The organism is Thermococcus profundus (assembly GCF_002214585.1).
GTDB classification, from domain to species: Archaea; Methanobacteriota_B; Thermococci; order Thermococcales; family Thermococcaceae; genus Thermococcus; species Thermococcus profundus.
Genome location: NZ_CP014862.1, coordinates 160,630 through 185,952 on the forward strand (window position 1 = coordinate 160,630; position 25,323 = coordinate 185,952).

At 53.0% G+C, this 25,323-nt stretch carries 30 protein-coding genes; 9 read left to right on the top strand and 21 right to left on the bottom strand.

Annotated elements, in window-relative coordinates:
* Position 1: 1 nt before the first annotated feature.
* The 5 genes from A3L09_RS00845 to A3L09_RS00865 all read left to right on the top strand — a co-directional run bounded on the left by A3L09_RS00845 (position 2) and on the right by A3L09_RS00865 (position 4,917).
* Positions 2-1,393 carry an ATP synthase subunit B gene (locus tag A3L09_RS00845; protein ID WP_088857176.1) on the top strand — a complete coding sequence of 464 codons (1,392 nt, stop codon included), beginning with the start codon at positions 2-4 and terminating at the stop codon, positions 1,391-1,393.
* Positions 1,394-1,420: 27 nt separating this feature from the next.
* Positions 1,421-2,065, top strand: a complete 645-nt coding sequence (locus tag A3L09_RS00850; protein ID WP_088857177.1) for a V-type ATP synthase subunit D — start codon at positions 1,421-1,423, stop codon at positions 2,063-2,065.
* Between the two features lie 103 nt (positions 2,066-2,168).
* Complete coding sequence (locus A3L09_RS00855) at positions 2,169-2,936, top strand: oxygen-binding di-iron domain-containing protein (protein ID WP_088857178.1); 768 nt, start codon at positions 2,169-2,171, stop codon at positions 2,934-2,936.
* 9 nt (positions 2,937-2,945) lie between these two features.
* A complete protein-coding gene (locus tag A3L09_RS00860) occupies positions 2,946-3,698 on the top strand; it encodes a methyl-accepting chemotaxis protein (RefSeq protein WP_088857179.1) in 753 nt (250 codons plus the stop codon).
* 1 nt (position 3,699) lies between these two features.
* Positions 3,700-4,917, top strand: a complete 1,218-nt coding sequence (locus A3L09_RS00865) for an alanyl-tRNA editing protein (RefSeq protein ID WP_088857180.1) — start codon at positions 3,700-3,702, stop codon at positions 4,915-4,917.
* A 3-nt stretch (positions 4,918-4,920) separates the two neighbouring features.
* Here the strand turns inward: A3L09_RS00865 and A3L09_RS00870 are convergent, their stop codons facing one another.
* From A3L09_RS00870 to A3L09_RS00900, 7 genes are all read right to left on the bottom strand, one after another.
* A complete protein-coding gene (locus A3L09_RS00870) occupies positions 4,921-6,207 on the bottom strand; it encodes an ABC transporter permease (RefSeq protein ID WP_088857181.1) in 1,287 nt (428 codons plus the stop codon).
* Positions 6,204-7,253 (bottom strand): ABC transporter permease subunit, encoded by a 1,050-nt coding sequence (locus A3L09_RS00875; protein ID WP_088857182.1) that lies wholly within the window; start codon positions 7,251-7,253, stop codon positions 6,204-6,206. The genes A3L09_RS00870 and A3L09_RS00875 overlap by 4 nt, the downstream gene beginning before the upstream one ends.
* A 154-nt stretch (positions 7,254-7,407) precedes the next feature.
* Complete coding sequence (locus A3L09_RS00880) at positions 7,408-8,226, bottom strand: 7-cyano-7-deazaguanine synthase (protein ID WP_088857183.1); 819 nt, start codon at positions 8,224-8,226, stop codon at positions 7,408-7,410.
* 43 nt (positions 8,227-8,269) lie between these two features.
* Positions 8,270-8,950: a hypothetical protein gene (locus A3L09_RS00885; RefSeq protein ID WP_088857184.1), complete on the bottom strand. Its 681-nt coding sequence runs from the start codon at positions 8,948-8,950 to the stop codon at positions 8,270-8,272.
* A gap of 23 nt (positions 8,951-8,973) precedes the next feature.
* On the bottom strand, positions 8,974-10,329 hold the full coding sequence (locus A3L09_RS00890; protein ID WP_088857185.1) for an ABC transporter permease subunit: 1,356 nt from the start codon (positions 10,327-10,329) through the stop codon (positions 8,974-8,976).
* Entirely contained in the window at positions 10,322-11,320 is a 999-nt protein-coding gene (locus A3L09_RS00895) for an ABC transporter permease subunit (RefSeq protein WP_088857186.1), read from the bottom strand. Before A3L09_RS00895 ends, A3L09_RS00890 begins: the two co-directional genes overlap by 8 nt.
* 85 nt (positions 11,321-11,405) lie before the next feature.
* Positions 11,406-12,317 (bottom strand): radical SAM protein, encoded by a 912-nt coding sequence (locus A3L09_RS00900; protein ID WP_088857187.1) that lies wholly within the window; start codon positions 12,315-12,317, stop codon positions 11,406-11,408.
* Positions 12,318-12,447: 130 nt separating this feature from the next.
* Between A3L09_RS00900 and A3L09_RS00905 the strand changes: the two genes are divergently transcribed.
* From A3L09_RS00905 to taw3, 3 genes are read left to right on the top strand one after another with little or no spacing between them, the layout of a single operon-like run.
* The gene (locus A3L09_RS00905; protein WP_088857188.1) at positions 12,448-12,669 is read left to right on the top strand and encodes a hypothetical protein; all 222 of its coding nucleotides are present in this window, start codon (positions 12,448-12,450) and stop codon (positions 12,667-12,669) included.
* Complete coding sequence (locus A3L09_RS00910) at positions 12,657-12,989, top strand: PIN domain-containing protein (RefSeq protein WP_088857189.1); 333 nt, start codon at positions 12,657-12,659, stop codon at positions 12,987-12,989. Before A3L09_RS00905 ends, A3L09_RS00910 begins: the two co-directional genes overlap by 13 nt.
* A gap of 25 nt (positions 12,990-13,014) precedes the next feature.
* The gene (gene taw3 / locus A3L09_RS00915) at positions 13,015-13,611 is read left to right on the top strand and encodes a tRNA(Phe) 7-((3-amino-3-carboxypropyl)-4-demethylwyosine(37)-N(4))-methyltransferase Taw3 (RefSeq protein ID WP_088857190.1); all 597 of its coding nucleotides are present in this window, start codon (positions 13,015-13,017) and stop codon (positions 13,609-13,611) included.
* Here the strand turns inward: taw3 and A3L09_RS00920 are convergent.
* The 9 genes from A3L09_RS00920 to A3L09_RS00960 form a co-directional block, all read right to left on the bottom strand.
* On the bottom strand, positions 13,600-14,028 hold the full coding sequence (locus tag A3L09_RS00920; RefSeq protein WP_088857191.1) for a type II toxin-antitoxin system VapC family toxin: 429 nt from the start codon (positions 14,026-14,028) through the stop codon (positions 13,600-13,602). The genes taw3 and A3L09_RS00920 overlap by 12 nt on opposite strands.
* Positions 14,025-14,228, bottom strand: coding sequence for an antitoxin family protein (locus tag A3L09_RS00925; RefSeq protein ID WP_335755335.1), 204 nt, complete (start codon positions 14,226-14,228; stop codon positions 14,025-14,027). Before A3L09_RS00925 ends, A3L09_RS00920 begins: the two co-directional genes overlap by 4 nt.
* A 70-nt stretch (positions 14,229-14,298) precedes the next feature.
* Complete coding sequence (locus A3L09_RS00930) at positions 14,299-14,979, bottom strand: multidrug transporter (protein ID WP_088857193.1); 681 nt, start codon at positions 14,977-14,979, stop codon at positions 14,299-14,301.
* Entirely contained in the window at positions 14,963-15,844 is an 882-nt protein-coding gene (locus A3L09_RS00935; protein ID WP_088857194.1) for an ABC transporter ATP-binding protein, read from the bottom strand. The genes A3L09_RS00930 and A3L09_RS00935 overlap by 17 nt, the downstream gene beginning before the upstream one ends.
* 63 nt (positions 15,845-15,907) lie before the next feature.
* Positions 15,908-16,480, bottom strand: coding sequence for a hypothetical protein (locus A3L09_RS00940; protein ID WP_088857195.1), 573 nt, complete (start codon positions 16,478-16,480; stop codon positions 15,908-15,910).
* Positions 16,481-16,549: 69 nt separating this feature from the next.
* The gene (locus tag A3L09_RS00945) at positions 16,550-17,086 is read right to left on the bottom strand and encodes a hypothetical protein (RefSeq protein WP_088857196.1); all 537 of its coding nucleotides are present in this window, start codon (positions 17,084-17,086) and stop codon (positions 16,550-16,552) included.
* Positions 17,087-17,278: 192 nt separating this feature from the next.
* Positions 17,279-18,919: a thermosome subunit beta gene (gene thsB, locus A3L09_RS00950; protein ID WP_088857197.1), complete on the bottom strand. Its 1,641-nt coding sequence runs from the start codon at positions 18,917-18,919 to the stop codon at positions 17,279-17,281.
* Positions 18,920-19,032: 113 nt separating this feature from the next.
* Positions 19,033-19,746, bottom strand: coding sequence for an anaerobic ribonucleoside-triphosphate reductase activating protein (locus tag A3L09_RS00955; protein ID WP_088857198.1), 714 nt, complete (start codon positions 19,744-19,746; stop codon positions 19,033-19,035).
* Between the two features lie 30 nt (positions 19,747-19,776).
* On the bottom strand, positions 19,777-21,618 hold the full coding sequence (locus A3L09_RS00960) for an anaerobic ribonucleoside triphosphate reductase (protein ID WP_088857199.1): 1,842 nt from the start codon (positions 21,616-21,618) through the stop codon (positions 19,777-19,779).
* A 301-nt stretch (positions 21,619-21,919) separates the two neighbouring features.
* Here A3L09_RS00960 and A3L09_RS00965 point away from each other — a divergent pair, with 301 nt between their 5' ends.
* Positions 21,920-22,945 carry a tetratricopeptide repeat protein gene (locus A3L09_RS00965; protein WP_088857200.1) on the top strand — a complete coding sequence of 342 codons (1,026 nt, stop codon included), beginning with the start codon at positions 21,920-21,922 and terminating at the stop codon, positions 22,943-22,945.
* A 129-nt stretch (positions 22,946-23,074) separates the two neighbouring features.
* Here A3L09_RS00965 and A3L09_RS00970 read toward each other — a convergent pair whose 3' ends face one another.
* The 5 genes from A3L09_RS00970 to A3L09_RS00990 all read right to left on the bottom strand — a co-directional run bounded on the left by A3L09_RS00970 (position 23,075) and on the right by A3L09_RS00990 (position 25,294).
* The gene (locus A3L09_RS00970) at positions 23,075-23,350 is read right to left on the bottom strand and encodes an elongation factor 1-beta (protein WP_088857201.1); all 276 of its coding nucleotides are present in this window, start codon (positions 23,348-23,350) and stop codon (positions 23,075-23,077) included.
* A gap of 21 nt (positions 23,351-23,371) precedes the next feature.
* Positions 23,372-23,545 carry a zinc finger domain-containing protein gene (locus tag A3L09_RS00975; protein WP_198362293.1) on the bottom strand — a complete coding sequence of 58 codons (174 nt, stop codon included), beginning with the start codon at positions 23,543-23,545 and terminating at the stop codon, positions 23,372-23,374.
* Positions 23,546-23,691: 146 nt separating this feature from the next.
* Positions 23,692-24,144, bottom strand: a complete 453-nt coding sequence (locus A3L09_RS00980) for an Lrp/AsnC family transcriptional regulator (protein WP_088857203.1) — start codon at positions 24,142-24,144, stop codon at positions 23,692-23,694.
* 59 nt (positions 24,145-24,203) lie between these two features.
* Positions 24,204-24,758 (bottom strand): XTP/dITP diphosphatase, encoded by a 555-nt coding sequence (locus tag A3L09_RS00985; protein ID WP_088857204.1) that lies wholly within the window; start codon positions 24,756-24,758, stop codon positions 24,204-24,206.
* Between the two features lie 47 nt (positions 24,759-24,805).
* Positions 24,806-25,294 carry an adenosine-specific kinase gene (locus tag A3L09_RS00990; RefSeq protein ID WP_088857205.1) on the bottom strand — a complete coding sequence of 163 codons (489 nt, stop codon included), beginning with the start codon at positions 25,292-25,294 and terminating at the stop codon, positions 24,806-24,808.
* Positions 25,295-25,323: the final 29 nt, after the last annotated feature.

Consider the following 25,323-nt stretch of genomic DNA (forward strand, 5'->3'; position numbering starts at 1 on the left):
CATGCCGGGAATGGAGTACTCAACCGTTAGCAAGATTTACGGTCCGCTCATGATCGTCCAGGGCGTTAAAGGAGTAGCGTACGGTGAGGTCGTCGAGATAGAGACTGAGAGCGGCGAGAAGAGGAAGGGCCAGGTCCTTGAGGCCAGGGAGGACATGGCCATCGTGCAGGTCTTCGAGGGAACCCGCGATCTGGACGTCAAGACAACGCGCGTCCGCTTCACCGGCGAGACCCTCAAGGTTCCGGTCAGCATGGACATGCTTGGAAGGATATTCAACGGTATCGGAAAGCCGATAGACGGCGGCCCGGAGATCATCCCAGAGGACAGAAGGGATGTCCACGGTGCTCCCCTCAACCCCGTTGCCCGTGCCTACCCGAGGGACTTCATCCAGACAGGTGTAAGCGCGATAGACGGGATGAACACCCTCATCCGCGGTCAGAAGCTCCCGATATTCAGCGGTTCAGGTCTTCCGCACAACATGCTCGCGGCCCAGATAGCCAGGCAGGCTAAGGTCCTCGGTGAGGAGGAGCAGTTCGCGGTGGTCTTCGCGGCAATGGGTATCACCTACGAAGAAGCCAACTTCTTCAAGAAGAGCTTCGAGGAGACTGGTGCAATAGAGAGGGCAGTGCTGTTCCTCAACTTAGCGGACGACCCGGCCATCGAGCGTATCATCACCCCGCGTATGGCCCTCACCGTCGCCGAGTACCTCGCCTTCGACTACGACATGCAGGTGCTCGTTATCCTCACGGATATGACCAACTACGCCGAGGCTTTACGTGAGATTTCAGCGGCTAGAGAAGAGGTCCCCGGAAGGCGCGGTTATCCTGGTTACATGTACACTGACCTCGCTACTATCTACGAGCGCGCCGGCCGTGTTAGAGGCAGGAAGGGTTCGATAACCCAGGTGCCCATCCTGACGATGCCCGATGACGACATCACCCACCCGATTCCCGATCTGACCGGCTACATCACCGAGGGACAGATAGTCCTCAGCAGGGAGCTGCACAGGAAGGGTATCTACCCGCCAATAGACGTTCTCCCGTCCCTCAGCCGTCTGATGAAGGACGGCATCGGTAAGGGAATGACCAGAGAAGACCACCCGCAGCTCAGCCAGCAGCTCTATGCAGCGTACGCCGAAGGAAGGTCGCTCAGAGACCTTGTCGCCGTTGTCGGTGAGGAAGCCCTGAGCGAGACGGACAGGAAGTACCTCAAGTTCGCGGACAGGTTTGAGAGGGAGTTCGTCGCCCAGAGATACGACGAGGACAGGAGCATCTTCGAGACCCTCGACCTCGGCTGGGAGCTGTTAGCGGAGCTTCCAGAGAGCGAGCTCAAGCGTGTCAGGAAGGAGTACATCCTCAAGTACCACCCGAAGTACAGGAAGAGGGGCGAGTGAGCCCCTTCAAAATTTTAGGTGGTCGAGATGGCAGAGCTGCTCAACGTGAAGCCCACCAGGATGGAGCTCCTGAACCTCAAGAGGCGCATCACTCTGGCCAAGAAAGGACACAAGCTCCTCAAGGACAAGCAAGATGCGTTAGTCATGGAGTTCTTCACCATCTACGATGAGGCCCTCCAGCTCAGGGAGGAGCTCAACAAGAAGATGGAAGCTGCATTCGAGACCCTGACCAAGGCCCAGCTTGAGGTGGGAACCATCCCTCTCAGGGAGGCTGCCCTCTCCGTTAAGCCCAACAGAGAAGTAGAGATCCGCCAGAGGAACGTGATGGGCGTTCCCGTTCCCCTCATTGAGGCAGAGAGTTTCAAGAGGAGTGCGGGGGAGAGGGGCTACGCCTTCGTCTCCACTAGCCCCCTCGTGGATATCAGCGCCGAGAAGTTCGAGGAAGTTCTCGACCTTGTGGTTAGGTTGGCTGAAGTTGAGGAAACCCTCAAGAGGCTTGCCAAAGAGATAGAGGTTACGAAGAGGCGCGTCAATGCGCTGGAGTACATCATCATCCCGCGCATGGAGGCGACGGTCAAGTTCATAAAGCAGCGCCTCGACGAGATGGAGCGCGAGAACTTCTTCAGGCTGAAGAGAGTCAAGGCCCTCATCGAGGCCCGGAGCGGGGGCTGATTTCGTTTTTTGGGTTTCTCCATTTTCTAAACGTTTGTGTAGGTAGTTATGTAGGCGAATCGCTTAAATATACCTCTTTCTTAAAATTACTTCGGTGGTATTCATGGGGGAGTATTTCATAGAGCCGGGCCTTGATCCTCGGAAGGACCACGTCCTCTACCGCGATGAGGAGCATATGGTTGTTTACCTCGGCACTCAGGAGGGCGGTGAGGACGTTGATGTGAACTCCTACCTCATCGTTAGCAGGGGCAAGGGAATACTCATAGATCCTGGGGGGTACAAGATATTTTCAAAGGTTCTGGCAAACGCATCAAAGTACGTTGATCCCAGGGACATAGAGTACGTCTACATATGCCACCAGGATCCGGACGTCGCGGGCAGTCTGCCTCTCTGGAGGGAAATCAGCAACGCCAAGATAATTACCCACTGGCTCTGGACGAGGTTTCTGCCTCACTTCGGCTTTGAGGATTCTGGGAGCGTAACCCACGAGCTCCCGGATGAGGGGGAGACCATGAACTTCGGTGCGACGACCCTTGAGTTCATTCCCGCTCACTTCCTTCACAGCCCGGGGCACTTCACCATCTACGACAGGAGGAGCAGGTTCCTCTTCAGTGGGGACATAGGAATAGCCCTTCTGGATGAGCCGTATCTCGTCGTTGAAAGCATGGAAAAGCACATCCAGGCTATGAAGCCGGTTCACGAGAGGCTTATGGCCAGCAGCAGGGCCATTAAGGCATGGCTCGACAGGGTGCGGGGTCTTGACATCGAGGCTATCCTGCCCCAGCACGGCGCAATAATTCCGAAGAAACATGTACCGAGGTTCTTTGACTTCCTTGAGAATCTGAAGTGCGGGGTTGACTTCCTCCGCTGAGGTGGTACCATGGACATCAGGGGCCTTGAAAAAGCCTCCAGTGCTCTCTCCCAGTCCGTCAGGATCAAGACGTCAAGTAAGGAGTCGAGCCGGATAATAGATGAGCTGGCCGAGCAGATAAGCGGGCAGTTCCTTGAGAACAACGATGTCATAATAGAGAACATTGAAAAACTGTCCCAAGTCATGCACGAGCTTGAGAGATTTCAGAGGGAGTTTCTCCCATTCTTTCAGAGATTTGAGGTTTTTGCCAGGGACTTCAACACACTGGTTGAGAACCTCGAGTACGTTTCGAGGATAAGCGACTCGATAGCGACTGTTGCCAAACAGACGAACTTGGTTGCTTTGAACGCTTCCATTGAGGCCGCCAGGGCTGGAGACGCCGGTAGGGGCTTTGCCGTTGTCGCAGAGGAGATACGGAAAATGGCGGTCCAAACGATGAACCTCGCGAAGGAGATCAAGGAGTTCAACAACAAGGTCATGAGCCAGCTCAACACCCTTCGGGGGGCCCTCGACGTTATGGACAGGATAAAGGAGGGCACTGAGATACTTGGGAAGGACATAGGGGTCATAGTTGAGCTCAGCAACGTTCTGAGCGAGATCTCAAAGGAGCAGGAGGAGATCGTCAACGACATAAAGAGACTCAAGGGAATTGCGGTTGCACTCAGGAAGTTCTCTGAAATGCAGGATAAGTACAACAAGGAGCTGGCGTCCCTCCTGAGGGTGTTGGCGAGTGAGTATGCAAAGGAGAACAGGGGCGATTGAGATGAGCGGGAAGCTCTTTTATGAGGATCCATATCTGCGGGAGACTACAACCCGCGTTTTGGAAGTTAAAGACCTGGGAAGCGGAATGGTCTCTCTCAAACTGGAGGAGACCATCTTCTATCCAGAGGGAGGAGGCCAGCCATCTGACAGGGGTACGATCGAGGGGGATGGCTTCAGGATAACCGTCGAAAGGGTGGAAGAAACTGATGGTATATGGCACTCTGGGAGGCTTGAGGGGAGGCTCCCCAAGGAGGGGGATCGGGTCAGGTTGACGCTTGACTGGGAGTGGAGATACGAGAACATGAAGAACCACACCGGTCAGCACATCCTCTCAGCGGTCCTCAAAAAGCTCTACGACTTAGAAACCACTGGATTCCAGATATTCGATGGCTACAACAAGATAGAGGTCAACGGGAAGGTTGACTGGGAGATGATCACCAGGGCGGAGATCGAGGCCAACCGCGTGGTCTCCGAGGGTATTCCGATAACTGTCGAGGAGTACAAGTACCTGCCCGACGACGTGGTTTCTATACTAAGGAAGCACGTCAGCAAGGTGAAGGACAGGGTGAGGATAGTCAAGATCGGCGACGTTGACGTGACCCCCTGCGGGGGAACCCACGTGCGGAACACGAGTGAGGTAGGGCCCATAAAGGTGGTGAACTTCTACAAAAAGAGTAGGGATCTTTGGAGGATAGAGTTCGTCTGCGGAAACAGGGCCATCAGGTACCTCAACGAGATCCTGGACGATTACTGGAGAAGCCTTGACGAGATGAGAAACAAGAACAGACCCCTGGTTGAGCGCGTGAAGGAGCTTAAGGCCGAGGTTGATGGTCTTGAAAACGAGAGGGATTCTCTAAGGAGGGAGCTCTGGCGGTGGAAGGCTGAAGCCCTACTCAAGGATGCGGAGGAAGTTAACGGAGTTAAAGTGGTCTCCCACGTTGAAGCCGCCCCCATGAAGGATGCCCAGGCCTTCGTGGTGTACCTCGTTGACAAGAACCCCGGAACCGTCGCGGCTGTTGCGGGAGAGAACTACATAATTCTGGCCAAGAACGAGGGCGTTGAAGGGATATCCATGAACGAGATCCTGAGGGACGTCCTGGCCGAGACCGGTGGGGGCGGAGGCGGAAGCGAGGTACTTGCCAGGGGAGGGGGGTTTGAGCGTCCTCCTGAGGAAGTTCTGGAGGTGGCGCTGGAAAAACTAAAGAATGCGCTCTCCTGACCTTTAGATGTTTTCGATTGAAAACCTGTCCTCTATCTCCCTGTTTATCAGCACGAATGCGAGGGCGAAGAATCCGAGTGCCAATGTTATCGGGATGACCTCCCACCAGTAGAGCGTTGCCTTTGGGTTCTCTATGACGACTGAGGCCATTAGGGTTCCCCAGTTGAATCCAGGTGCGGCCCTGAAGAACCCCAGAATGGAAACCAGGGCGACTACCCTCGGTACGAGGAGCGTTAGCTGGTAGATGCTGTAAGGAAGGACTGCCCTGAGAACGTGGTTTTTCAGTATCCACCATTTGCTACCCCCGAGGCTCACCGCGGATTCAATGTACTCCTTCTTCATCTCGGTCGCCACCATGACCTTAACGTTCCTCGATATCTTTCCTGAGAGCAGGAACCCAAGGATGGCCACGAAGAGCGTCATGGAAATGTCCAGGATGCCGTCGGGGCCCACTTCGCCTTTCACGGGTACGAGGGCTATCATCACAGGTACGAGGGGCGTTATCGCTGAGATCTTCGATACCGCGTCTGAGAAAAACCCGGTTGTTCCGCTGAGGCCGCCGCTTATCCCCAGCAGGGTTCCGAGGAAAGTTGCCAGCAGGCTGGTTGTGATCACGAGAATCATGGTCTCCCTGAGGCCCCACAGGAAGCCGACCCACAGATCCCTTCTTTTTACATCGGTACCCAGGAGGCCGTGGACCTTCCCGACTACTGTCACCGTTGGTTCCGCCCGAGAGGTTACTGTGATCGTGTACTTTCCTGTGTTTGGCACGATCTTCCCGCTCTCGTTCTTAAAGAACACGGGTTTCAGGGCGTCTCCGAAGAGAATGTCCGTCTCTGTTACTTCAATTCCGTTTGCTTCCCCGATTTTCATGAGCGTTGATACCTTTGTTCTAAGCGACAGCTCCTCCATTATGAGCGAGTTGTAGAGGACGTATTCCTTTCCGTCCGGCGTTTTGATCGTGATCCTTACCCTCTCGAACCTGCTCTGATTGAACCTTATCTTTATGTCCTCCGGGGAGTGGGAGTAGTGGAAGTCGTACTCGAAAACGTGCTTTCTTCCGTTCTCCTCCACTGGTCTGAGGGTTTCGCTGGGCGGCTGGTTGGCCCCGAAGAGGTTTACCCACTCGGGCGGCGCGAGCTTGGGGTTCTTGATCCAGTAGTTTCCGTTGTACCAGTTGTTTACGTCCTCCTTGTTGACGAAGTGAGGGGCTACCGCGGCGCCCAGGAGGTAGGCCGTCACAATGATTAACGCAACGGTGAGCTTTATAGATGGCCTTTGGATCTTCATAAGCCCGTCTCCCTCCCGCTGCGTGGGTCCAGCTTCACGTAGAGGCTCTCCATTACGACGGCGGTTATGAAGTAGAGGACCATCATGATGAACGTCGAGAAGAATATGCACTCGGGACAGTAGTGGAACTTAATGCCCTCCGGCCCTTCCCTCACGACGTTGAGCGAGACTCCCAGTAGCCATCCGACACCGCGGATGTCGAAGAGGAGCTCAACCAGGAAAACGCTGGCTAGAATATCGAGGAAGTTGTAGGTAGTAAACGTGAGGAACGAGGGAAAGCTGATCCTGAGGAGCTTTCTCATTATCCTCCTGTCGGGCAGTCCGCGGGCTTTGTCGTACATGACGTGGGGGCTCTCGCTCTCGAACCTGATGAAGTTGCGGACGTTGAAGGCGTACTCCCATACCAGGCTTAGGACGAGGGTGGCAACCGGGAGGATCATTCCCACGAGGTAGGCTATTGCCGTCGAGTCGCCGTTTAGCAGTGCGTCCTTCAGGTGCCTCTCGAAGTCCGCGGGAAGGAAAGGCAGCTTCCAGTAGAAGATGTATATGAAGAGTATCGCCAGGAACCACGGTGGGATTCCCGAGAACAGCGGGGCCATAACTGTTATCACCTTGTCCAGCTTGCCCCTTTTGTAGCCCGCCCTCAGACCCAGGTAGAGGCCGAGGGGAACCACTATCGCCCCTGTGAGGAGGATGAGTAACAGGGTTTTGAGGATGTACGTGTAGAGATCGTTCCCGTACCTGTCCTTTTCATGGGGATGCGTGAGGAACCGGGAGGTGAAGTTGAAGTATTTCTTTACAAGCTTCCACCTGTCGTCGACTCCGAGGGCTTTTTCCGTCATTTTCCTAGCCTTATCTTCGATGTTCCCGCTGGCGCCCCGGGCTTTGAGCATCTTGAGGTTATTTAGGAACACCTTGTCGTTGTTGTAGACCTTTGCCCTTGCCTCCCCTTCGGCCACTAGATATCCAAAAACCAGGAGAACAATGATGAGGATGGCGAGGTTCTTGATGATTATTCCAATGTACCTGTGCCATTTTACGGGCATCAGTCCTCCCCATTTTACAATGTTGTAAATCTTTTAAAAGGATTACGCTCAGGTTTTGGAACTTTTATGTTACTAGATGATTCAGGAATTAAAAACTGAAGAGAAGTCATCGGCTACAATGGTGCTGTAAAATGTTACAGTAGTTATAACGCGATTATAAAGACAATCCCAGTCTTTTGAAAACGAGTTCCTTCTGTTCATCGGGAACGTGGGGCCTTTTCAGCTCTTCCTCCGCCCTCTCCCTGCTCATTAGTCCGTAGCGTACCAGCGCCGCTATTCTCCTGTGCTCGAAGGAGTGCCCGTGCTTTTCCCAGTACCTCTCAAGCGCGGGGCCGAGAACGAGGCAGTTCGTCGTGTAGCCGGGAAGCTGTGGGAACTCGAATGGAAGCTTTCCCAGAATTTCAAGCCTTTCTTTCTCTGACATTAGCGAGAGCAGCCTTATCTGGGTTATCCCCCCGCTCATCTGCCTGTAAGGATGGTGCCCGAAGGGGAGTTCGTGGCCTGTGATTATGTATCTGTAGCCGTTTCTCAGCGCGTATTTTCTCAGCTTTTCCATGGTCCTTCGAGAGCAGGCCCTGCACGGGCTTTGGGCCTTAAGGAGGGCCTCGCGGAAGATGTCTGAGTAGTCGTAGCGGAGGATTTTGAAGGGCACGTCCAGGTACCGGGCTATTCTCTCGGCGTTCTCTATGGCTTCCTCTGCCATGAGTCCGTGGTCTATCATGACAGCCTCCAGCTCGGGGATCTTGTAAACCTCTTTGGCGAGATATAGTGCTACCACACTGTCCTTTCCCCCGGAGTATGCCAGAACTGCCTCCTCAACGGTTTTCATGAGTTCATCGAGTTCTTCCCGTATCTTCTCCCGATTGAAGGGGTGTTTCAGATAGACCTGGCACTCACGGCATATCGGCCTTCCGTCGATTATGTCTATCTTCGCCGTCCTTTCATCGTGGATGCAGAGTGAGCACTTGAGCATGTTTTGCAGTTCCCGGAGGGGTTTAAAAGATTGCCTCTGGGTTTCATTCCTTTCTTCTTAGGTGTTCTATGGGCTTTTTGGCTATTTTCTTGGACTTTTTAATTCCCTCTTCGGCCTTTCTTTTTCCGCTTAGGGTGGTGAAGAAGAGAACCACCGGAGCCTCGTTCTTGAGGATTACCCCTTCGTTGTCCCTGGAAACGAGCCACGCGAACACCGCTCCAAAGAGAAAGCCGCCTATCCACAGATAGATGATGAAGCTTCCCGCAGTGGTCGTTGGTCCGGCGGTGGCTGACAGGATCCTGTACGCGGTTGCAAAGCTGAGGACGAAAATGCCCTCCATAAGCAGGGAGAAGGCCGAGGCAATCCCTACCACAGAGAGCAGTCTGTCCCCCTCGGAGTATCTCTTCAAGATGTTGCGGTCGTGGAGGGCGTAGACCGCCGTTTTTGAAACGTTGGATCCGCTTCTGAACGAAAGAAAGCCGAATACTGCTCCTAGCAGGGTGGAGCTTTTCAGCCTCCAGAACGCCCAGATCCCGATCAGAAGCCACACTGCGGTGTGTACTTTCTCCCAGCTTTTCTTCTCGTTTTCAGGGATCTCCACCCGCAGGGCCTTCCTCCACACCGCGCTTCCAGCCCTCATTATAGTTCCCATTACCTTTACCGCAGCGCTTATCCCGAGGAACATGGTGAGCAGGATCGCGGCCAAAAGTTTCTCCAGTATCATTGCCACCCCTTTGTGTTAGGGTCTTAGATTTTAATAAACTCTTCCTCGATCCAGTTCGCTATGGCCACGAACGCAAGGGCCAGCAGGCCAATGGAAACTCCGATGGGAAGCACCTGCCACCAGAGGAACTGGTACTCAGCGTTGTAAACGATGGTCTGGCTCATTAGACCGCTCCAGTTGAAGCCTGGGAGAATGTTGAAGAAGCCCAGGAGGGTTAGGAACGCCACGACCCCTGGAACCGCGAGGGCTAGCTGTTCGAGGGAGTACGGTATCAGAACCCGGGACACATGTTTTCTGATTATCCAGACCAGTGTTCCACCCAGGGCTTTGGAGGACTCGGCGTAGCCCTTTCTGAGCTCCTCTTTGACTATAGCCCTGATGTTCCTCGAGACGTTTCCAGCCAGAAGGGTTCCTATTATGAGCGAGACGAGGAGGGAGTTTATCTTTATCATGTACGTGTTGTTTTCGAGGCTCACCCTTCCAAGCCACACGACGGAGGCCATGGCGAGGGGGAGAACTGGCAGCACCGTCAGGAAGCGGGAGATCAGATTGATACCGTCCCCCAGCTTCCCGGAGATCCCGCCGAGCGTTCCGAGGATGAGGCCCAGCCCCACGGAGATCAGGGCGGCCTCCAGTGCTATTACCAGGGTTTCCCTCATCCCTCCGATGAAGCCGACCCAGACGTCCCTCCCAAGGGTGTCCGTTCCGAGGTAGCCATAGCTCTTCCCTGCGATGAATATCCTGACCGTTTCATTTGGATTGAGGCTGGGTGTACCTCCGTAGATGATCCGCGTTAGGGGAGAGTCCTCTGCCTTCACTTTTATCTCGTACTTTCCATAGACCGGCTCTGGGTCTGTGATGCACTCCTTTACCGGCTTGGAGAAAACCGCGTTCAGGATGGTCTTCTCGAAGAGGGACTGCCCCCTCATGTTTGTCCTGCACCTCTCCGCTGTTATCTTCTCCAGCGTCAGATAGTTCCTTCCGAGGTGTACCACGTAGTTCTGCAGGCTTGGGGATCCCTTGAAGAGGAGGAAAGACTCGTTGAGGGGAGTTTTCAGTTCAATCTCTATGGATTTAGTGGTGTTTATGAAGACGACGATGTCCTTGGGGGCGCTCCGGTAGTGGAAGTCGTAGGTGAAGACATAGCTCCCGTTAAGATACCTCCCCTCCATCCATCCGGAGGGAGGCAGGTTCTTCAGTCTCCCGTACCACTCCGGCGGCATCCCTCTGGGATTTTTGTCCCAGTAGGCGAGGTTGCCCCAGTTCTTGATGTCCTCCCCTTTCAGCGTGTAGGGGCCTATTATTGATGCCAGAGTGTAAAAGAGCACTATAGCAACCGCCGCTTTGATCTTCCACGGGATCCCTGGAGGTTTACTCATGAACCTCCCTCCTTGGGTCGAGGTGGAGGTAGAGGGCCTCAAGAACCGTTGAGTTTATGAAGTAGAGGAAGGCCATCACAAAGGCCACGAAGAAAACCTCGTTTCCATGGAACTGGAATTCAGGTATCGTCGGAATCCCAAACTCGTTGTTTTCGTACGTGACCGTTACTGCCTGAGTCAGAACCCACCCGATACCAGGAACATCGAAGAGCTTCTCCACTGCCATGGCGTTTATCATGAGGTTGAGGAAGTTGTAGCTTGTGAAGGTTAGAAAAGAGGGGAGGACGGTTCTCAAGAGCTTCTTCATTATCCTCCTGTCCGGAAGCCCTTTGAGGAGATCCGCGAAGAAGTGATCCTCGTTGGATTCCCTCTTAACGAGGTTTCGGACGTTGAATGCGTAGACCACGACGTTGGAGAGGGTTAGGGCCAGCACTGGTATGAGGAGGGCACCTAGGTACGTGAGAATAGTAACTCCACCGTGCCGCTTGGCCTCTATGATGTAGCTGGAGTAGTTTATGGAACCTATGTCCCACTTCCACCAGAGGGTCCACAGGAACAGGAGCGACCAGAACCAGGCGGGAACACCTGAAAACAGGGGGGCCAAAGTTGAAAGAATTCTGTCCGACCATCCACCTCTGTACCCGGCTCGAAGACCCCAGTATAGGCCGAATACGAATACCAGCGCCATTGTGAGTGTCAGAAGTGCGAGGGTGAATCCCACCTCCCTAAGGGCATAATCCCTCCTCCGGCCCGTGAACGAGTTCCAGACGAAATGGAAATACCTATCAACGCGGGATTCCAGGGTTTCCTTCTTTTGGGGGGCCATCGTAAGGTTGTCCAGTTCCGAAGGGAGGTCGATGGTGGAGTTCTCCTCTTTAGGAGCTTCCATCGCCGAGATCTTCTCCTCTGCCTCGGCCACGACGGCGGCTGTGAGGAGGAGTGAGATGATTATGAGTGCTAGGTTGGTAGCTATGCTCCTCAGGAGCCTCATAATCCTCCCTGCTGTGGTGTCTCAAAAATTTCTTATAAACTTTCTGGGTAATTTATGCATCAAGGGAAATTATAAAAATTGGAACTTAAAGTTTTGTTTTCTCCCTCTTCACTGCGGGCGCGACGTCCCTTCCAACACGTTTTGCGCTGAACAGCGTCAGCGGATCCATCGTTCTGTACACTGCCAGCTGACAGCCGCTTATCCTCACGTCGATGTACTCCTTGGCCTCCATCGCTGCCTTGAGGAAATCCCTCACACTCTCGGCCCTCTCAAAGTCCAACCCTGCCCTCTTCAGCCTCTCGACGTTGAGCTCGTGGATAGTCAGCGGCTGGAGCATCATCTCGTCAACACTTAGGGAGGCGGCAAGTTCCGCTATTTTTGGGATGTCCTCGTCGTTTATCCCCGGCATGAAGATCGTCCTCACGACCGAGCGGACTGACTTGTCCCCTCCAACTATTCGGAGAGCATTGACAACGGCCTCGAACGTGTCGGCGTTGGTTATCTTCAGGTGCTTCTCCCTGCTCGCGGCGTCAAGGCTTATCATCACGAGGTCGAAGTCGAGCTTCCTCCACAGCTCCTCGGTCAGTAGGGATCCGTTGGTCTGGAGGTCTAACCTTGCATTCGGAAACCTCTCGCGGAGCATCCTGTTAACCTCGACTATGCGCGGGCTTATGAGCGGCTCCCCATACTGGGAGACGGTTATCGCGTAAGGGTTTTCCCAGCCGTAGTAGCCCGGCTTCGGGGCCTTTCCGAGCTTTACCGCTACATTGGAGTAGCAGAAGATGCAGTCGTGGTTGCAGGCAGGAGTCAGCTCGTAGCTCGGATGATGAACGGGGTTTGGATTGCTCAGATCGAGCCCCTGACAGCCCTGACAGTGGGTTGGGAACTTCAGATCCATCACGAACTCCTTAAGGACCCTCGCCTCCCTGTTCTCGAGTATCTGGGGCTCGACCCCCATGCTCCTCGCGAAGTCTTCCCACCTCATCTTTATCCCCATTTTCTCACCGCCCTCCACTCGGAAAACCCTTTTAAAAGGTTGGCTGGACTAATCTGCCCATAGCTCTTTTGAGAACAGTGACGAAAAACGTTAAAATACGCTGAAAGCTACAACCTCACAGGGGATAATTATGGGGAAGGTCATTACGGTCTCTGTGCCCGATTGGGTCGATGAGAGGAAGTTCCGGGAGGCATTCCTGCGGGCGCTGTTGGAAAGCTCACCGGAGAAGGTGAGTATCGATGAGTTGAGGAAGCTCATGGGAATCTCTGAAACGGAGGAGAGCATTGAAATACCCGCGGAAATCGGGAGGATCCGTGAAAAAGACAAAAGGCGGTTGGAATGGTTGTCGTAGATACAAACGTGGTCATTGATCGGATTAGAAATAAGGAGGGCATAACCGAGGCAATAACCGGGGTTACCTTTGTTGAATTCCCTCAGATCGCCAGGTATTCGCGCTTTAATGGGGAGGTTCTATTTCCTACCCTCGACGACTTTCTCTTGGCTCACCAACTTCAGGAGAGGCTCCTTAAAAGGGGCGAACCTCGTGGATTCGCTGATCTCTTAATCGCGGCAATCTGCATAAATCGCGGGGAAGAACTGATAACACGCGATTCTGACTTTATAGCGATAGCTGAGGTCTCAAATCTGAAGCTGATTCTCTTAGAAAAGTGATGCCAAAGTTAGAGAGGTGAGTTGGATGTTCCTCTACACTGAAAACTTCGACGAACAGAAGGGGAAGGCGATGGAGGGCCTGATGAAGGCGCTCGAAGAGGACAAGGTCGATCATGACATAATCCCGCTCCTGGAGAAGATAAACGCACTTCCCAACTACTTCACGACCTCCTCCTGCTCGGGAAGGATTTCAGTTATGGAGATGCCGTACTTCGGGGACAAGGTGAACTCCGTCTGGCTCGGCAAGTGGCACAGGGAAGTGAGCGTTGAGGAAGTCCTTGAGGCCGTTGGAAAGCATCGCTCTGGCCAGCTCTGGTTTTTGGTCAGAAGTCCGATCCTCCACGTTGGAGCTAGAACTCTCGAAGATGCCGTGAAGCTGTTAAACCTCGCGATAGACCTCGGCTTCAAGTACTCCAACATAAAGAGCGTGAGCCACAAGAAGCTGGTAGTTGAGATACGCTCAACTGAGAGGATGGACGTTCCGCTTGGGGAGAACGGAGTTCTCTGGGTCGATGAGGCCTACATTGAGAGAATCGTTAAAATCGCGAACGCACAGGTCAGAAGGTTTAAGGGAAAGCTGAAGAGGCTTGAAGAGGAGATTAAAAGGCTATCAGAACTTTAAAAATTGTTTCAGTTCTTCAAACTCTTCAAGCAGATAAAAGGCAGTTATACCGGCCCTTCTACTGTTTTTGATCATAACTCTATCGTTTGAAACAAGAACGCTGCCGGTAAGTATGGCAGTTGCTATATAGTAGGCATCAACAGCCCTAGGGTGGATGTTCTCCGCAACATAAACTGCTAGATTAAACAGTTCACCTTCGCTCTTGACGTTAAACTCTTCTATGAGTGAGAGCAGGATTTGGTAATCAATTTTAATGCCGAGTCGTCTTGCTATGGAGAGAACCTCCACTATGAAAATCCTTGGAACGTAAACGGGTTTTCCTTCGATGGTTCTAAAGAACTCAATCGCTAGATTTCGACGCTCTGGATTTCTCTCGAAAAGTGCATCTATCAAAACGTTCGCATCAACCACTATCATCTTCTGTCCTCCTCAAGGAGCTTTGAGGGGTTTTGGAATTTTGGAAGGGTTTTGCCGAGCTCTTCAAGCCTCTGAATGAAGTTCTTTGTGAGGACTTTCTCTTTAACGACTATGACAACCTTCTCTTTGTCCTTGAGGTGGGGCTTTTTGAGGGGTTTAAAAACACCGTTCTCGTAAACTGCCTCTATCTCCTCCATCATACCACCATCATGAATTGGGGTTTTGGAACTTAAAAACGTCGTGTAGTCATAAAGTCAAATATTCCAACCTTCACACTTCAAATCCCTTGAACCTCCAGAGGAGAAGTGCCCCAAAGACCGACCAGAAAAGCGAAATCAGGAAAGCTTCTCCCCCTCCCTCAGTCATCAGCCTGGCCGCGCTCACCGTTGGGAGAAGGTTCATCAGGGCAGCGAGCTTTTCCGGGAGAACTCTGGCAGGATAGTAAACCGGTGGAAAGACCGTTAGGACCGTAACGGTTAGGTTAGAGAGTCTCATAATGGTGAGCGGCTCCTTTGTCTTGACTCCCATGAGAAAGCCCATCCCGATACCCCAGAGCCAGAGCGAGACTATTCCAAACAGCATCTTCGGTACCTCTTCCAATCCAAGGTGCCATGAGAGGAGGAACATTAGAAGCAGGACGTAAGGAAAGGCTGGAGTGCTCATGCCGATGGATATCCCCAGGGCCTTCCTCCAGTTTTCTCCGGGAAGGGACATTATTATGTCGTAGAACTTCGAGCGGGCCTTCATTCCAACCAGCTCGATGGAGAGGTCAGCTATCCCGACGCCGGCTATGAAGCTCACGATCGCTCCCGCGAGCGCCCTGTCAAGGAACCTCCCGCCGCTCACGACGTAGACGATGAAGATGAACGAGAGTGGCTGAAGGGCAAAGCTCACCAGCGCGAACTTTCCTTTGGTTAGAGCCCTCGCGTAGTACTCAACCAGCGCCATCATCGATACCACCGACCAGGAAGACGTCCTCTATCGTTACCCCCTCCCTCCTGAAGGGCACCCGAAGCTCCTCAAGCTTCCCGATGATTTCCTTCTCCTCCGCTTTGGAGCGCGCGTAGATGTAGGCCTTCCTTCCGGCCCTCCTCAGGGTAAAACCCTCAAGTGAAACGTCCTCAAAGGCGACGATCTTCGAGGTGAACTTCCTCAGATAGTCCCGCGCTATCTCCTCAGGCTTGCCGTCGGCAACTACCTTCCCCGCTTTGAGTAGGAGCACCCGGTCGCAGACGCTCGATATCTCGTTGAGGTAGTGGCTTGTGAGGATTATCGTGGCTTCTTCGGCCCTTTCTCTAAGCATCTCCCACAGCTTGAGCCTGTTCTGGACGTCGAGGCCGACGGTAGGTTCATCAAGGAAGTAGAGCGGAACCTCCGCCGAGAGAACCATAGCTAGAAGGGCCCTCCTGACCATGCCGCCAGAGAGGGTTGAAAAGAGCTCATCAGCATAGGTTATCCCGAAGGCTTCCATTGCTTCATCAGCCTTCTTCATGGCTTCCCTCTTTGAGAGACCGCGCATCCGGAGGTAGTGGTAGACGTAATCTCTCGGCGTGAGCGTGTAGAAGTGGGCCCTGACGTCCTGGGGCAGGAGTGCAAAGAGCTCCCTGGCTTTCTCGGGTTCTCTCCCGAAGAGCTCAACGTTGCCAGAGTCCGGTCTCAAAAGCCCCGTTAGGATTCTAATCAGGGTCGTCTTCCCAGCGCCGTTGGGACCGATTATTCCTACTATTCCGGGCCCCTCTATAGAGAAGGAAACGCCGTCAAGGGCGCGCTTTGAGTTGAAGGATTTTGAAAGGTTAGTTGCTTTGATCGGGAGCATACGTGGGGTTTAGATGAATCCAGATAAAAAAGTTTTTTTTTCAAAAAATTTTGAAATTCACTTTTAGCCGCATTCCCCCAAAGTCACGTTGGCTTCTGCCTCAAGCCTTCCCCTCCATACCGGCTTGCTTGTATCTACCTTTACGTCCCTTGTGTCGTAGAGGACGAGGAGCGTGTACGTTCCATTCTCCGTAGTCCAGAACTGAGTGTTGAGGGTGAAGGTTTTCTCTAGGGAATCCCCTGCCTTTAAAACTGCTACATCTTGATCCTTCAGGGGGAGATAGGTCGGCTCTGGCCCCCGGTACTCCAGCTCACTTCCATTTTCGTCGTAGAGCTTGAAATGGAGCGTAATCATGCTTATGGGCTTGAGGACAAGTACCGTGTTGTTTCCGACGTTGGTTATTACAACAGTGACTTTGAACCACCCGGAGGCGCAGTCCGGGGCTTTGAGCTCCAGCGAGAGGTTCCCGAAGGGTGAAGCGTCTTCCGGGAAAGTGATCCCTCCGCTTGAGGAGGTCGTCATGCTGCTAGTGTTTTCAGTACTCGAAGTTGTGGGAGAGGTCCCCTTCTCCTCAATGCAGCCTGAGGAAAGAACAGCCAAAATGATGATAAAAGCCGCAAGGGCCTTCTTCTTCAAGAAGATCCCTCCTATCCAAATCTCCCGTTTTGGGATTCGTGGGGTGTCTTTAGTTTCGTAAACTTTCCGTCAATACCTGTAACTGACATTTTTGAAGACCTCATCCTTGGATGAATACCCAACCACGACGGGCTTTCCGTCGAGTTTTGTCTTTGTGGACCTCAGGTAGTACCATTCATTTGGCACCCACACGGTAACGAACACTGCCCTGTCGCTTATGGTGAGAGCGACCATGCTTTCGGGGACGCCTTTGACGCTCCCCCTGAAGGAGTAGATGGGTCTGTCCGTGGCTCCCGGGGCTAGAGTGCTGGTGTCACGGGTTAAGACCAGCTCGAACTTTCTTCCCCTTATCTCGAGAGTTACCGATCCAGTCTCGGCTTTCGCTAGGAGATCGTCTAAATCAACAGCGTAGAGAGAATACCCCTTAAGTCCCTTTGTAGTTGCTTGAAAGCTCAGGTCAGATGTCAATCCTGGTATCTCCGAGGGGTTTACTGTAAGCGGATATATGTCGCCGTGCTGTTGAGGGCTACCGGAGTTAATACTGAGGACCGCGGGGGCCATGAGAAGGGCTGTAAAAACCAGAACTATGGTTATCTTTTTTAGCATCTATATCCCCCCTTGAGGAATGTTGTATAATCATTGTCATTAATGGCATATCAACTTTTCGGTTTCTCAATATTGAACTTGACCGTAGAAAACAATGCTTACGTTTAGCTGGAGCAGGTTGGGGAGATCTGAGAAGAATTGAGATAAGCCGTAGATAAGAGATAAAAGAGCGAAAATTAGGGATTAGAGACTTCAGTCGAGGTCGCTTCCGAAGTCGTTGCTTCCTCCGCCCTCGCCGCCCTTGTCCTTCTCGAGCTTGCTGGCGGCGATGACGTCGTCGATTCTGAGGATCATTATAGCTGCTTCGCTGGCGCTCTTGATGGCCTGCTTGGTCACCCTGACCGGAGCTATAACTCCGCGCTCCATCATGTCGGCTGGCTCGCCCTCGAAGACGTCGACACCGACGGTCGGTCCCTTCTCCTTGTGGGCGGCGATGACCTTCACGAGGGTCTCGATCGGGTCGAGACCGGCGTTCTCGGCGAGCGTCCTCGGGATGACCTTGAGGGCCTCTGCGAAGTTCTCTATGGCGAGAGCCTCCTTGCCGCCGACCTCCTTGGCGTACTCGTCGAGCTTGATGCTGAGCTCGATCTCCGGAGCACCGCCAGCTGCCACGATCTTGCCGTCCTCGACGATGTCCTTGACGACCTTGACGGCATCCTCGAGGGCCCTCTCAACCTCGTCAACGACGTGCTCGGTACCGCCGCGGATGAGTATGGTTACCGCCTTCGGGTTCTTGCAGCCCTCAACGAAGATCATGTTCTCGCCAGCTACTTTCCTCTGCTCGACGAGCTCGGCCTCACCGAGGTCCTCCGGGGTGAGGTCGCGGACGTTGGTGACGATCTTGGCTCCGGTGGCCTTGGCGAGCTTCTCCATGTCGCTCTTCTTGACCCTTCTAACGGCCATTATGCCGTACTTGGCGAGGTAGTGCTGGGCAAGGTCATCAATACCCTTCTGGACGAACACGACGTTAGCTCCAACCTCCTTGATCTTGTCGACCATCTCGCGGAGCATCCTCTCCTCCTGCTCGAGGAAGGCCTGGAGCTGGTCCGGGCTGGTGATCCTGATCTCGGCGTCGGTTTCGGTCTCCTTAACCTCAAGGGCCTCGTTGATGAGGGCGATCTTAGCCCCCTCGACCCTCTTGGGCATGCCTGGGTGGACGACCTCCTTGTCGATGACGACACCCTTGATGAGCTGAGTGTCGCTGACGGCACCGCCTTCCTTCTTCTCGAACTTGATGTTGTCGAGGTCGACCTTGTAGCGGCCGTCGACCTTCTCGGCGACCTGCTTGACGGCCTCAACGGCTATCTCAGCCAGGTACTCCCTCTCCTCCTCGGCGGCCTTTCCGGTGATTGAGGTGACGGCGGCCTTCTTGAGGATCTCCTTGTCCTCCACGTCAACCTCCTTGGCTATCTCGTCGAGGATTTCCTGGGCCTTCTCTGCTGCGAGAGCGTATCCCTTGATGACGATGCTCGGGTGGATGTTCTGGTCGAGTAACTCCTCAGCCTTCCTGAGGAGCTCGCCAGCGATAACAACGGCAGTAGTAGTACCATCACCAGCCTCCTTGTCCTGAGTCTTAGCAACCTCAACCATCATCTTAGCAGCAGGGTGCTGGATGTCCATCTCGTCGAGTATTGTGGCACCGTCGTTGGTGATGACGATGTCGCCGAGGCTGTCGACGAGCATTTTGTCCATTCCCTTTGGACCGAGGGTGGTTCTAACGGTCTCGGCTATGATCCTAGCGGCAAGAATGTTGAGCCTCTGGGCGTCCCTACCAACGTACCTCTGAGTCCCCTCAGGCAGAATAACAACCGGCTGGCCTGCAAGCTGGGCCATCTCCCCTCACCCCCCTTTTCATCTTTTTTTAGGTGGGGAAATGTTTTAGTTACAATTAGTGTTTCCGGGGAATGGTTCCTTTGCTCTATTTATAAAGTTTTCGGTGGATGTACCTACTCTGAGAAATCGTTCACGTGGACCTTAATCCCAATTTCTGTTAGTTTTTCTTTGAGCTTTTCTACCTCTTCTCCGGGCCAGCAGTGCTCAGAGCACCATGCACCATCTCTTGGGCTGGTTAAAGGTGCGCCCACCAGAGGGTTAAGGACAACGTAAAAGTCCGTTCTTACATGTTTCAGACCCTCTTCTATCCACGGCCACTGCTCGAACCCTCTGGCCACTGGTATTCTGAGCTCCAAGGGGATACCATAATCAGAAACCAAGTCAAGACCTCTAAGGAAAAGCTCCCAGAGATGCTTCGAGGCTTCTTGAGGAAGTCCATAGAGCTCCTGGGGTGGGGCCTTCAGGTCGGTCGCTATGTGGTCAACGAATTCGGCTTTTAGGAGTCTCTCCATGGGGCCTACAAGAGTGAGGTTGGTGTTCAGGCTGATCGGGAGGAGTTCCTCGGATTCTGCGAGCAGGGATGAGAGCTCAGCCCACTGCATCAGGGGCTCGCCGCCGGTTATGTGGAAGTAGTCCACGAGGAATGAGCTTGAAGATAGCTCATCCAGTAATGTCACTCTATCGAGGGGGAGGCAATCCCTACCTTCCGCTACCCGCCAGTTGTGGCAGAATGGGCACTTCAGGTTGCAGCCGCAGAGCCAGAGGGTAAAGGTCACCTTTCCGTGTACATCGACCATGCTGACAGTCTTCCAGCCACTTGTGAGCATTGAATCACCTCCAAAAAAGGAATAAGGACATCAGGAAGAGTAGTGTCTCCTGCTCCAGAACTCCCTCTTTCTGTAGGGGTTCCAGTTCTTGAGTGGGCGGTAGTAGCCAATGATCCTACTCCAGATCTCAACGTCTTCGCTTCCGCAGTAAAGGCAAGCCGTGTGGAGTCCTGTTGAGGATCTTCCGCAGGCATTGCAGACAGTTATTGCCGGTGTGTAGCTCCAGTAGACGAGCTTGGTCCTTAGGAGCCTCTTTGTGAGCTTCGCTAGTGCTTCAGGATCGGGTTCCTCTCCGAGGAAGATGTGCATCATGACCCCACCGGTGAAGCTCCCCTGAACTTCTTCTTCGATCCTTATCCTGTCGGCTAGCTCAATCGGACCGTAGTAGGGGGCGATGCTCGTTGAGTATATGGGATTCTCAGGGTCGTCGAGGTAGTCCTTCAGCTCCGGGAACTCGCGCAGGTCCTTGATGGCGAGCTTTGCAGCGGCGCTCTCTCCTGGGACTTCCTCAACGTTCCACGGCGTTCCATTCTCCCTCATCCACTCCCTCGCTTTTTCAACCGCGAACTCCACCATTCTCTTCATCAGCTTCGCGGCCTTTGTCCACTCTGACCTTGAGCCTTCCCTCCACAGATCAGGCTCGTTGAGGTATATGGCGGCCGCCTCCGGGAGGCCGAGAATTCCGATGGTGTTGAAGTGGCTGGACGGGAACTCCTCCAGATAAGTGTGTATCATACTGTACATCTCGCGGTAGTTCGTTAGTAGCCTTACGTATCTCTCTCTGAACCAGTCTGTGGTTTTCCTGACGGTTTCGAGAAGGTTAGCGTACTCCTCCCAGAACTTATCGTCATCCCCTGCCTTCAGTGCCAGCCGTGGCAGGTTCACGGTTGTGACGTTCACTGAACCCGTTATATCTGGCATCGCCCAGAGGCCTCCAAAGCGCTGCCTCTCAAGCCGCTCCATGACCTCTTCCTCGGCGCTCTTGGAGGAAGCGCTGAATGCAAAGGCGAACTCCCTCTTGTCTATGTTTATCCTGCAACACATCGAGTAGCTCGCATCTGGATCAACTACGTTTGTGTTGAGCCAGTAGAAGCTCCCCCTCTTAGCCGCCGTGTTGAAAACTGCCTCGAACACCTCAGGATCGTTCCAGAGCATCTTGGCGGTTCCCATTATTGTTGGTATCGGGAATGTGAATGGCTGACCCTTCGCATCCCCTTCCCTGAGTACATCGATTAAAGCCAAGAAGAACTCCTTGGCTTCCCTCTCGTAATCTCCGAGCGGTTCCACTTCCCTCCCATCATAAACCGCCATATCCCCGGTGAGCATCTCCTTGGGGGCATCAAGCGTCACCGTGAAGTTGGTGAACGGCGTCTGCATCCCGACCCTGCTCGGGTAGTTGAGATTGTAGACGAGCCTCTGAACCTGCTGGCGTATCTTCTCCCTGCTTAGGCCGTCCCTTCTTATGAAAGGTCCCGCGTACCACTCAACGCTAGACAGGGCTTGGGCGCCGCTAAAGTAGTGCTGCATAGTGATTAAATAGTTCGCTATGTGGTCAACGTATGTGTCGAAGTGCCTCGCTGGCCTTGACGTTATTGTGGGCGTTCTCAGACCCTTCTTTAACATCCTCGATGTGCTGTGGCCGGTACAGTATGGTATGTAGATGCTGTAAGGGAGTTTATGAATGTAGATGTCACCTGAGAAATGTGCTTTTCTCCCATTCTCCGGAACTAGAGTGACGCTCTCCTTCAGGGCTTCTTCCATAACGTAGGCAAAGAACCCCGTTGGACCAGGGTAGCGATTGGCGTTTTCAAGTACATCCAGGCTTTCCCAGCCTGCGTATTCACGGATAATATCTTTTTTAACGGTCTCCATTTTCAACACCTGGATAATTTATCCAATTGGAATGAACGAGAGTGTGGTTATAACTGTTGCCATTGGATGAATGGTCACCTCTGCAAAAACAATGTCTTTATATGGATAAATTGTTCACTAAGTTCAGTTAATTACTGTTTGTTGTGCAACTTAAAATGACCAAGAGATATTCTTATCAGACAAATTACGCCAAAATTTTGGTATCTATTCAATATTGATTCTAAATATTTTGGCGAAATGTCCCTAGTTTATAAAGCATAGCTTTTTAACCCCTCTTCTGAGATAGGCCCGGTGGTCAAGAATGAGTGAAATGAAATTCGAATGGGAAAATGCACTCAAAGAGAAAGACTGTGAGAAGCTCCTTGAGCTCTTTGACGATTACTTTGACTCCATAGAGGACGAGGAGACCCTCAGGAAGGAGCTGGAGAGGGTGAAAGAGGTTGCCGTTGAGTGCGAAGACCCCTACGACCTGGCCCATGAGATAGCCCACGTCTACGCGTACCTCGACGATATCGATGGAGGTATAGAGCTCTACAAGAAACTCGTCGAGCTGAAGAAAGACGATCCGGAGGAATATGCAACGGCGCTATACTACCTCGCCGACGCATACGAGCACTTTGGAATGCCCGAGAAGGCTATAGAGACATATCAGAAGCTCCTCCAGCATGAAGAGAACGTCCTGAAGAACGAGAAGGAGATAGGCCTTACCCTTGCCAACTTGGCCGTCAACTACGACGAGCTTGGAGAGACTGAGAAGGCGGTAGAGCTGATGGAGCGCGCTAGGGAGATTTTTGAGCGCCTTAACGACGAGAAGAACCATATGATAAGCCTCCTTGATCTTGCCCACTTTAAGTACGAGCTGGGCGAATACGACGAGGCCGAGGCCCTGATAAAAGAAGTCCTCAGGAGCCCGAGGGACGACGAGGTTGAGATAAACGCCAGGCTTATTGAGGCCGAGATATGGGCGGGCAGGGAAGAGTACGGGAGGGCGTTTAAGGCGCTCCGCGATGCCCTGATAAAGGCGATAAACGTGAACGACGACATCTTTGGGCTGGTTTTTGATACCCTCGTTGACTTCATCGAGGGGCTCTTCAATGAGGGCTCCTACAACGTCGTTGCGGAGAACATGAAGGCCTTTAAGGAGCTCTTTGAGGACGATACCGCGTACTTTTTCGAGGCAATAGCAGAGTTAGCACGCTGGAAGGCTGGAGATGGGGAGGCAAAGAAGCGCTTCGACGAGCTCTACGCTAAGATCGAGAACGAGGAGCTAAGGGAGATCCTTGACGAGTGGAAGAGGCCGAAGCTGACTCTGGAGCTGGGCTTTTAATGCTCCTTCTTTTTACTATTATCTCCTGTTTTCCAGCAACTTGGTGACTTTTAGATGGGGATCCTGAAAAGCCAGAAGATTTTTGTATGCTTCAAAATGTGGAAAAACTGTTGTAGAGGGCAAAAGCCCTCAGATCCTCGAGACGGTCTCAACTTCGGCGCTCTCGACGTTCTCAACCTCACGGAAGATGTCGGCGACAGCGTCGTAGGAGTAGCCCTCTTCGTCCCTCCCGAGGACGTAGAACTTGAGGGCAACGAGGCCGAAGGCTATGGGTTCTCTCTCGACCTTCGCAAGGCCGTACTTCTCAGGGATGACTGCCTTGAGCTTCTCCTCGAGCTCGTCGAGGTTGACATCAGGGTCAGTCGGCATGACCTTTATAACACCAACTAAGTTGAAGTCGCTCATCTTTTCCACCTCCAGACTAATTCACGGCCCCTCCCATCCGCACTTGGGGCACTTGTAGGGGACGCTTAGGACCCTGCAGGATTCGCAGCGCCAGATTATCTCCTCTCCGCAGTTCGGGCAGACGAAGTGAGTGGCGTGCTCCCTAGGGGTTATCTCCTTTCCGCATGATGTGCATACGGGTATCTCGAACTTCATCTCCACTGCGAACACCTCCAAGAAAGGTGTGGTTTTTACCCACTGCTCACCGTTCCGGGATAGCTTTTATAAATCTTTCGAAGGGCTCAGGAAACCTCGCGTCATCACAAAATCAGAAAGGAGAACGCCAATCATCGCTCCTGCCCTCAGATCTCCTCCTTTATCGAAACGAAGGAGACCATAGTTACAGTCTGACCCACGCCCTTTATCTCCCTCAGCTTGTCTATGACGATCCTTCCTATCTCCTCCGAGTTCCTGGCACGGACCTTTATTAGCAGATCCCACTCACCCGTTATTATGTGCACCTCGTAGACTCCATCGAGGGTTGCCACCTTTTTGGCGACCTCCCTCTGGTTGACACCTGATTCCGGGTCGTATCTGGCCAGGATGAACGCTGTTGTTCCGAGGTCGAGCTTTTTGTAGTTTGGCTTTATTGTGAACTTCTCTATCACGCCCTCGTCAACAAGCTTCCTTATCCTGTAGTGGACGGTTGTCCTGGGGATCTTAAGCTTCTTGCTCAGAGCCGCTATGTTCTCCCTTGCGTTTTTTCTCAGCTCTTCAAGCAGTCTCATGTCGATTTCATCAAGCTGTCCCGACATTTGGGATCCCGTCCCTGTCACCTGTCCAATTTTAATTTCTGTATTTTGGTTGTCTTCTGTTATTTAAGGTTTTCTTTTAGCCATGTGGCAAAGGCTTTCAGTGCCAAACCCCTGTGGGATATTCTGTTCTTCTCCTCCGTTGTCATTTCGGCAAAGGTTCTGTTGAATCCCACCGGTTTGAACACAGGATCAAAGCCAAAGCCCCCGCTTCCCCTGGGCTCCAGGGTTATCTCGCCGTCAACCCTGCCGGTGAAGAGGTGGAGCTCGCCGTCCCAGTAGGCTATAACGCTCCTGAAGTGGGCCCCTCTGTTCCCTGCCCCTTCCATCAGCTTGAGGATGCCGTCTATCCCGAGCGTTTTGTAGACGTATGCTGAGTACACCCCCGGAAAGCCCTTCAGGTGGTCGATGAAGAGGCCGGAGTCATCTAGGAAGAAAGGCCCGTCCACCCTCTCCGAGAGCCACTTTGCCCCGTACTCGGCCACCTCTTCTAGGGTATCTGCCTGTATCTCCGGATACGGGAGACGTAGCTGGTAGACCTCAACTCCAAGGGGCTTGAAGTACTTCCTTGCCTCTTCGACCTTCCCGGGGTTGGACGTTACAAAAGCTATCCTCATTTTTGACACCTGAAAACTGGGGGAGAAAAGGGCTAAAAAACTTGCCCTCAGTCGATTTTGTAGCCGATCTTTTCAACGAGCTCGCGTCTCTCCGCCTTCTGTTCTTCCGTTTCAATCTTGTTGGCTGCTTTTCCGTCAACTACTCCGAGAACACTCCTCCCGAGTTCGGTTTCCGCGACTATCACCTGGAATGGGTTCTCGCTGGCTCCATACACCATTGCAACGGCGGGGTGGTTTTTCACCGTGTTGAGGACGTTTATTGGAAAGGCGCCTTTCATGAGGATAACGAAAACATGTCCGGCCCCTATCTTAACCGCGTTTTTGGCGGCGAGCTCTTCTAGCTCCTTATCGTTGCCGGTGAAGCGCGTGAGCTGGGGTTTTGCCTCGTTCATCGCTATGCCGAACTTTATCCCCGGGACCGCCGTTAAGAGGGCCTTTGCCAGATCGTCAACGGTGAATATCGAGAAGTTGCCCTGGCCGATTATTACCTCGGCCCCCTCGGGCTTCTCAATGTCGACTACCTCTATCTTCACCATCTCAACCACCGATAAAGATTTAATGTTTG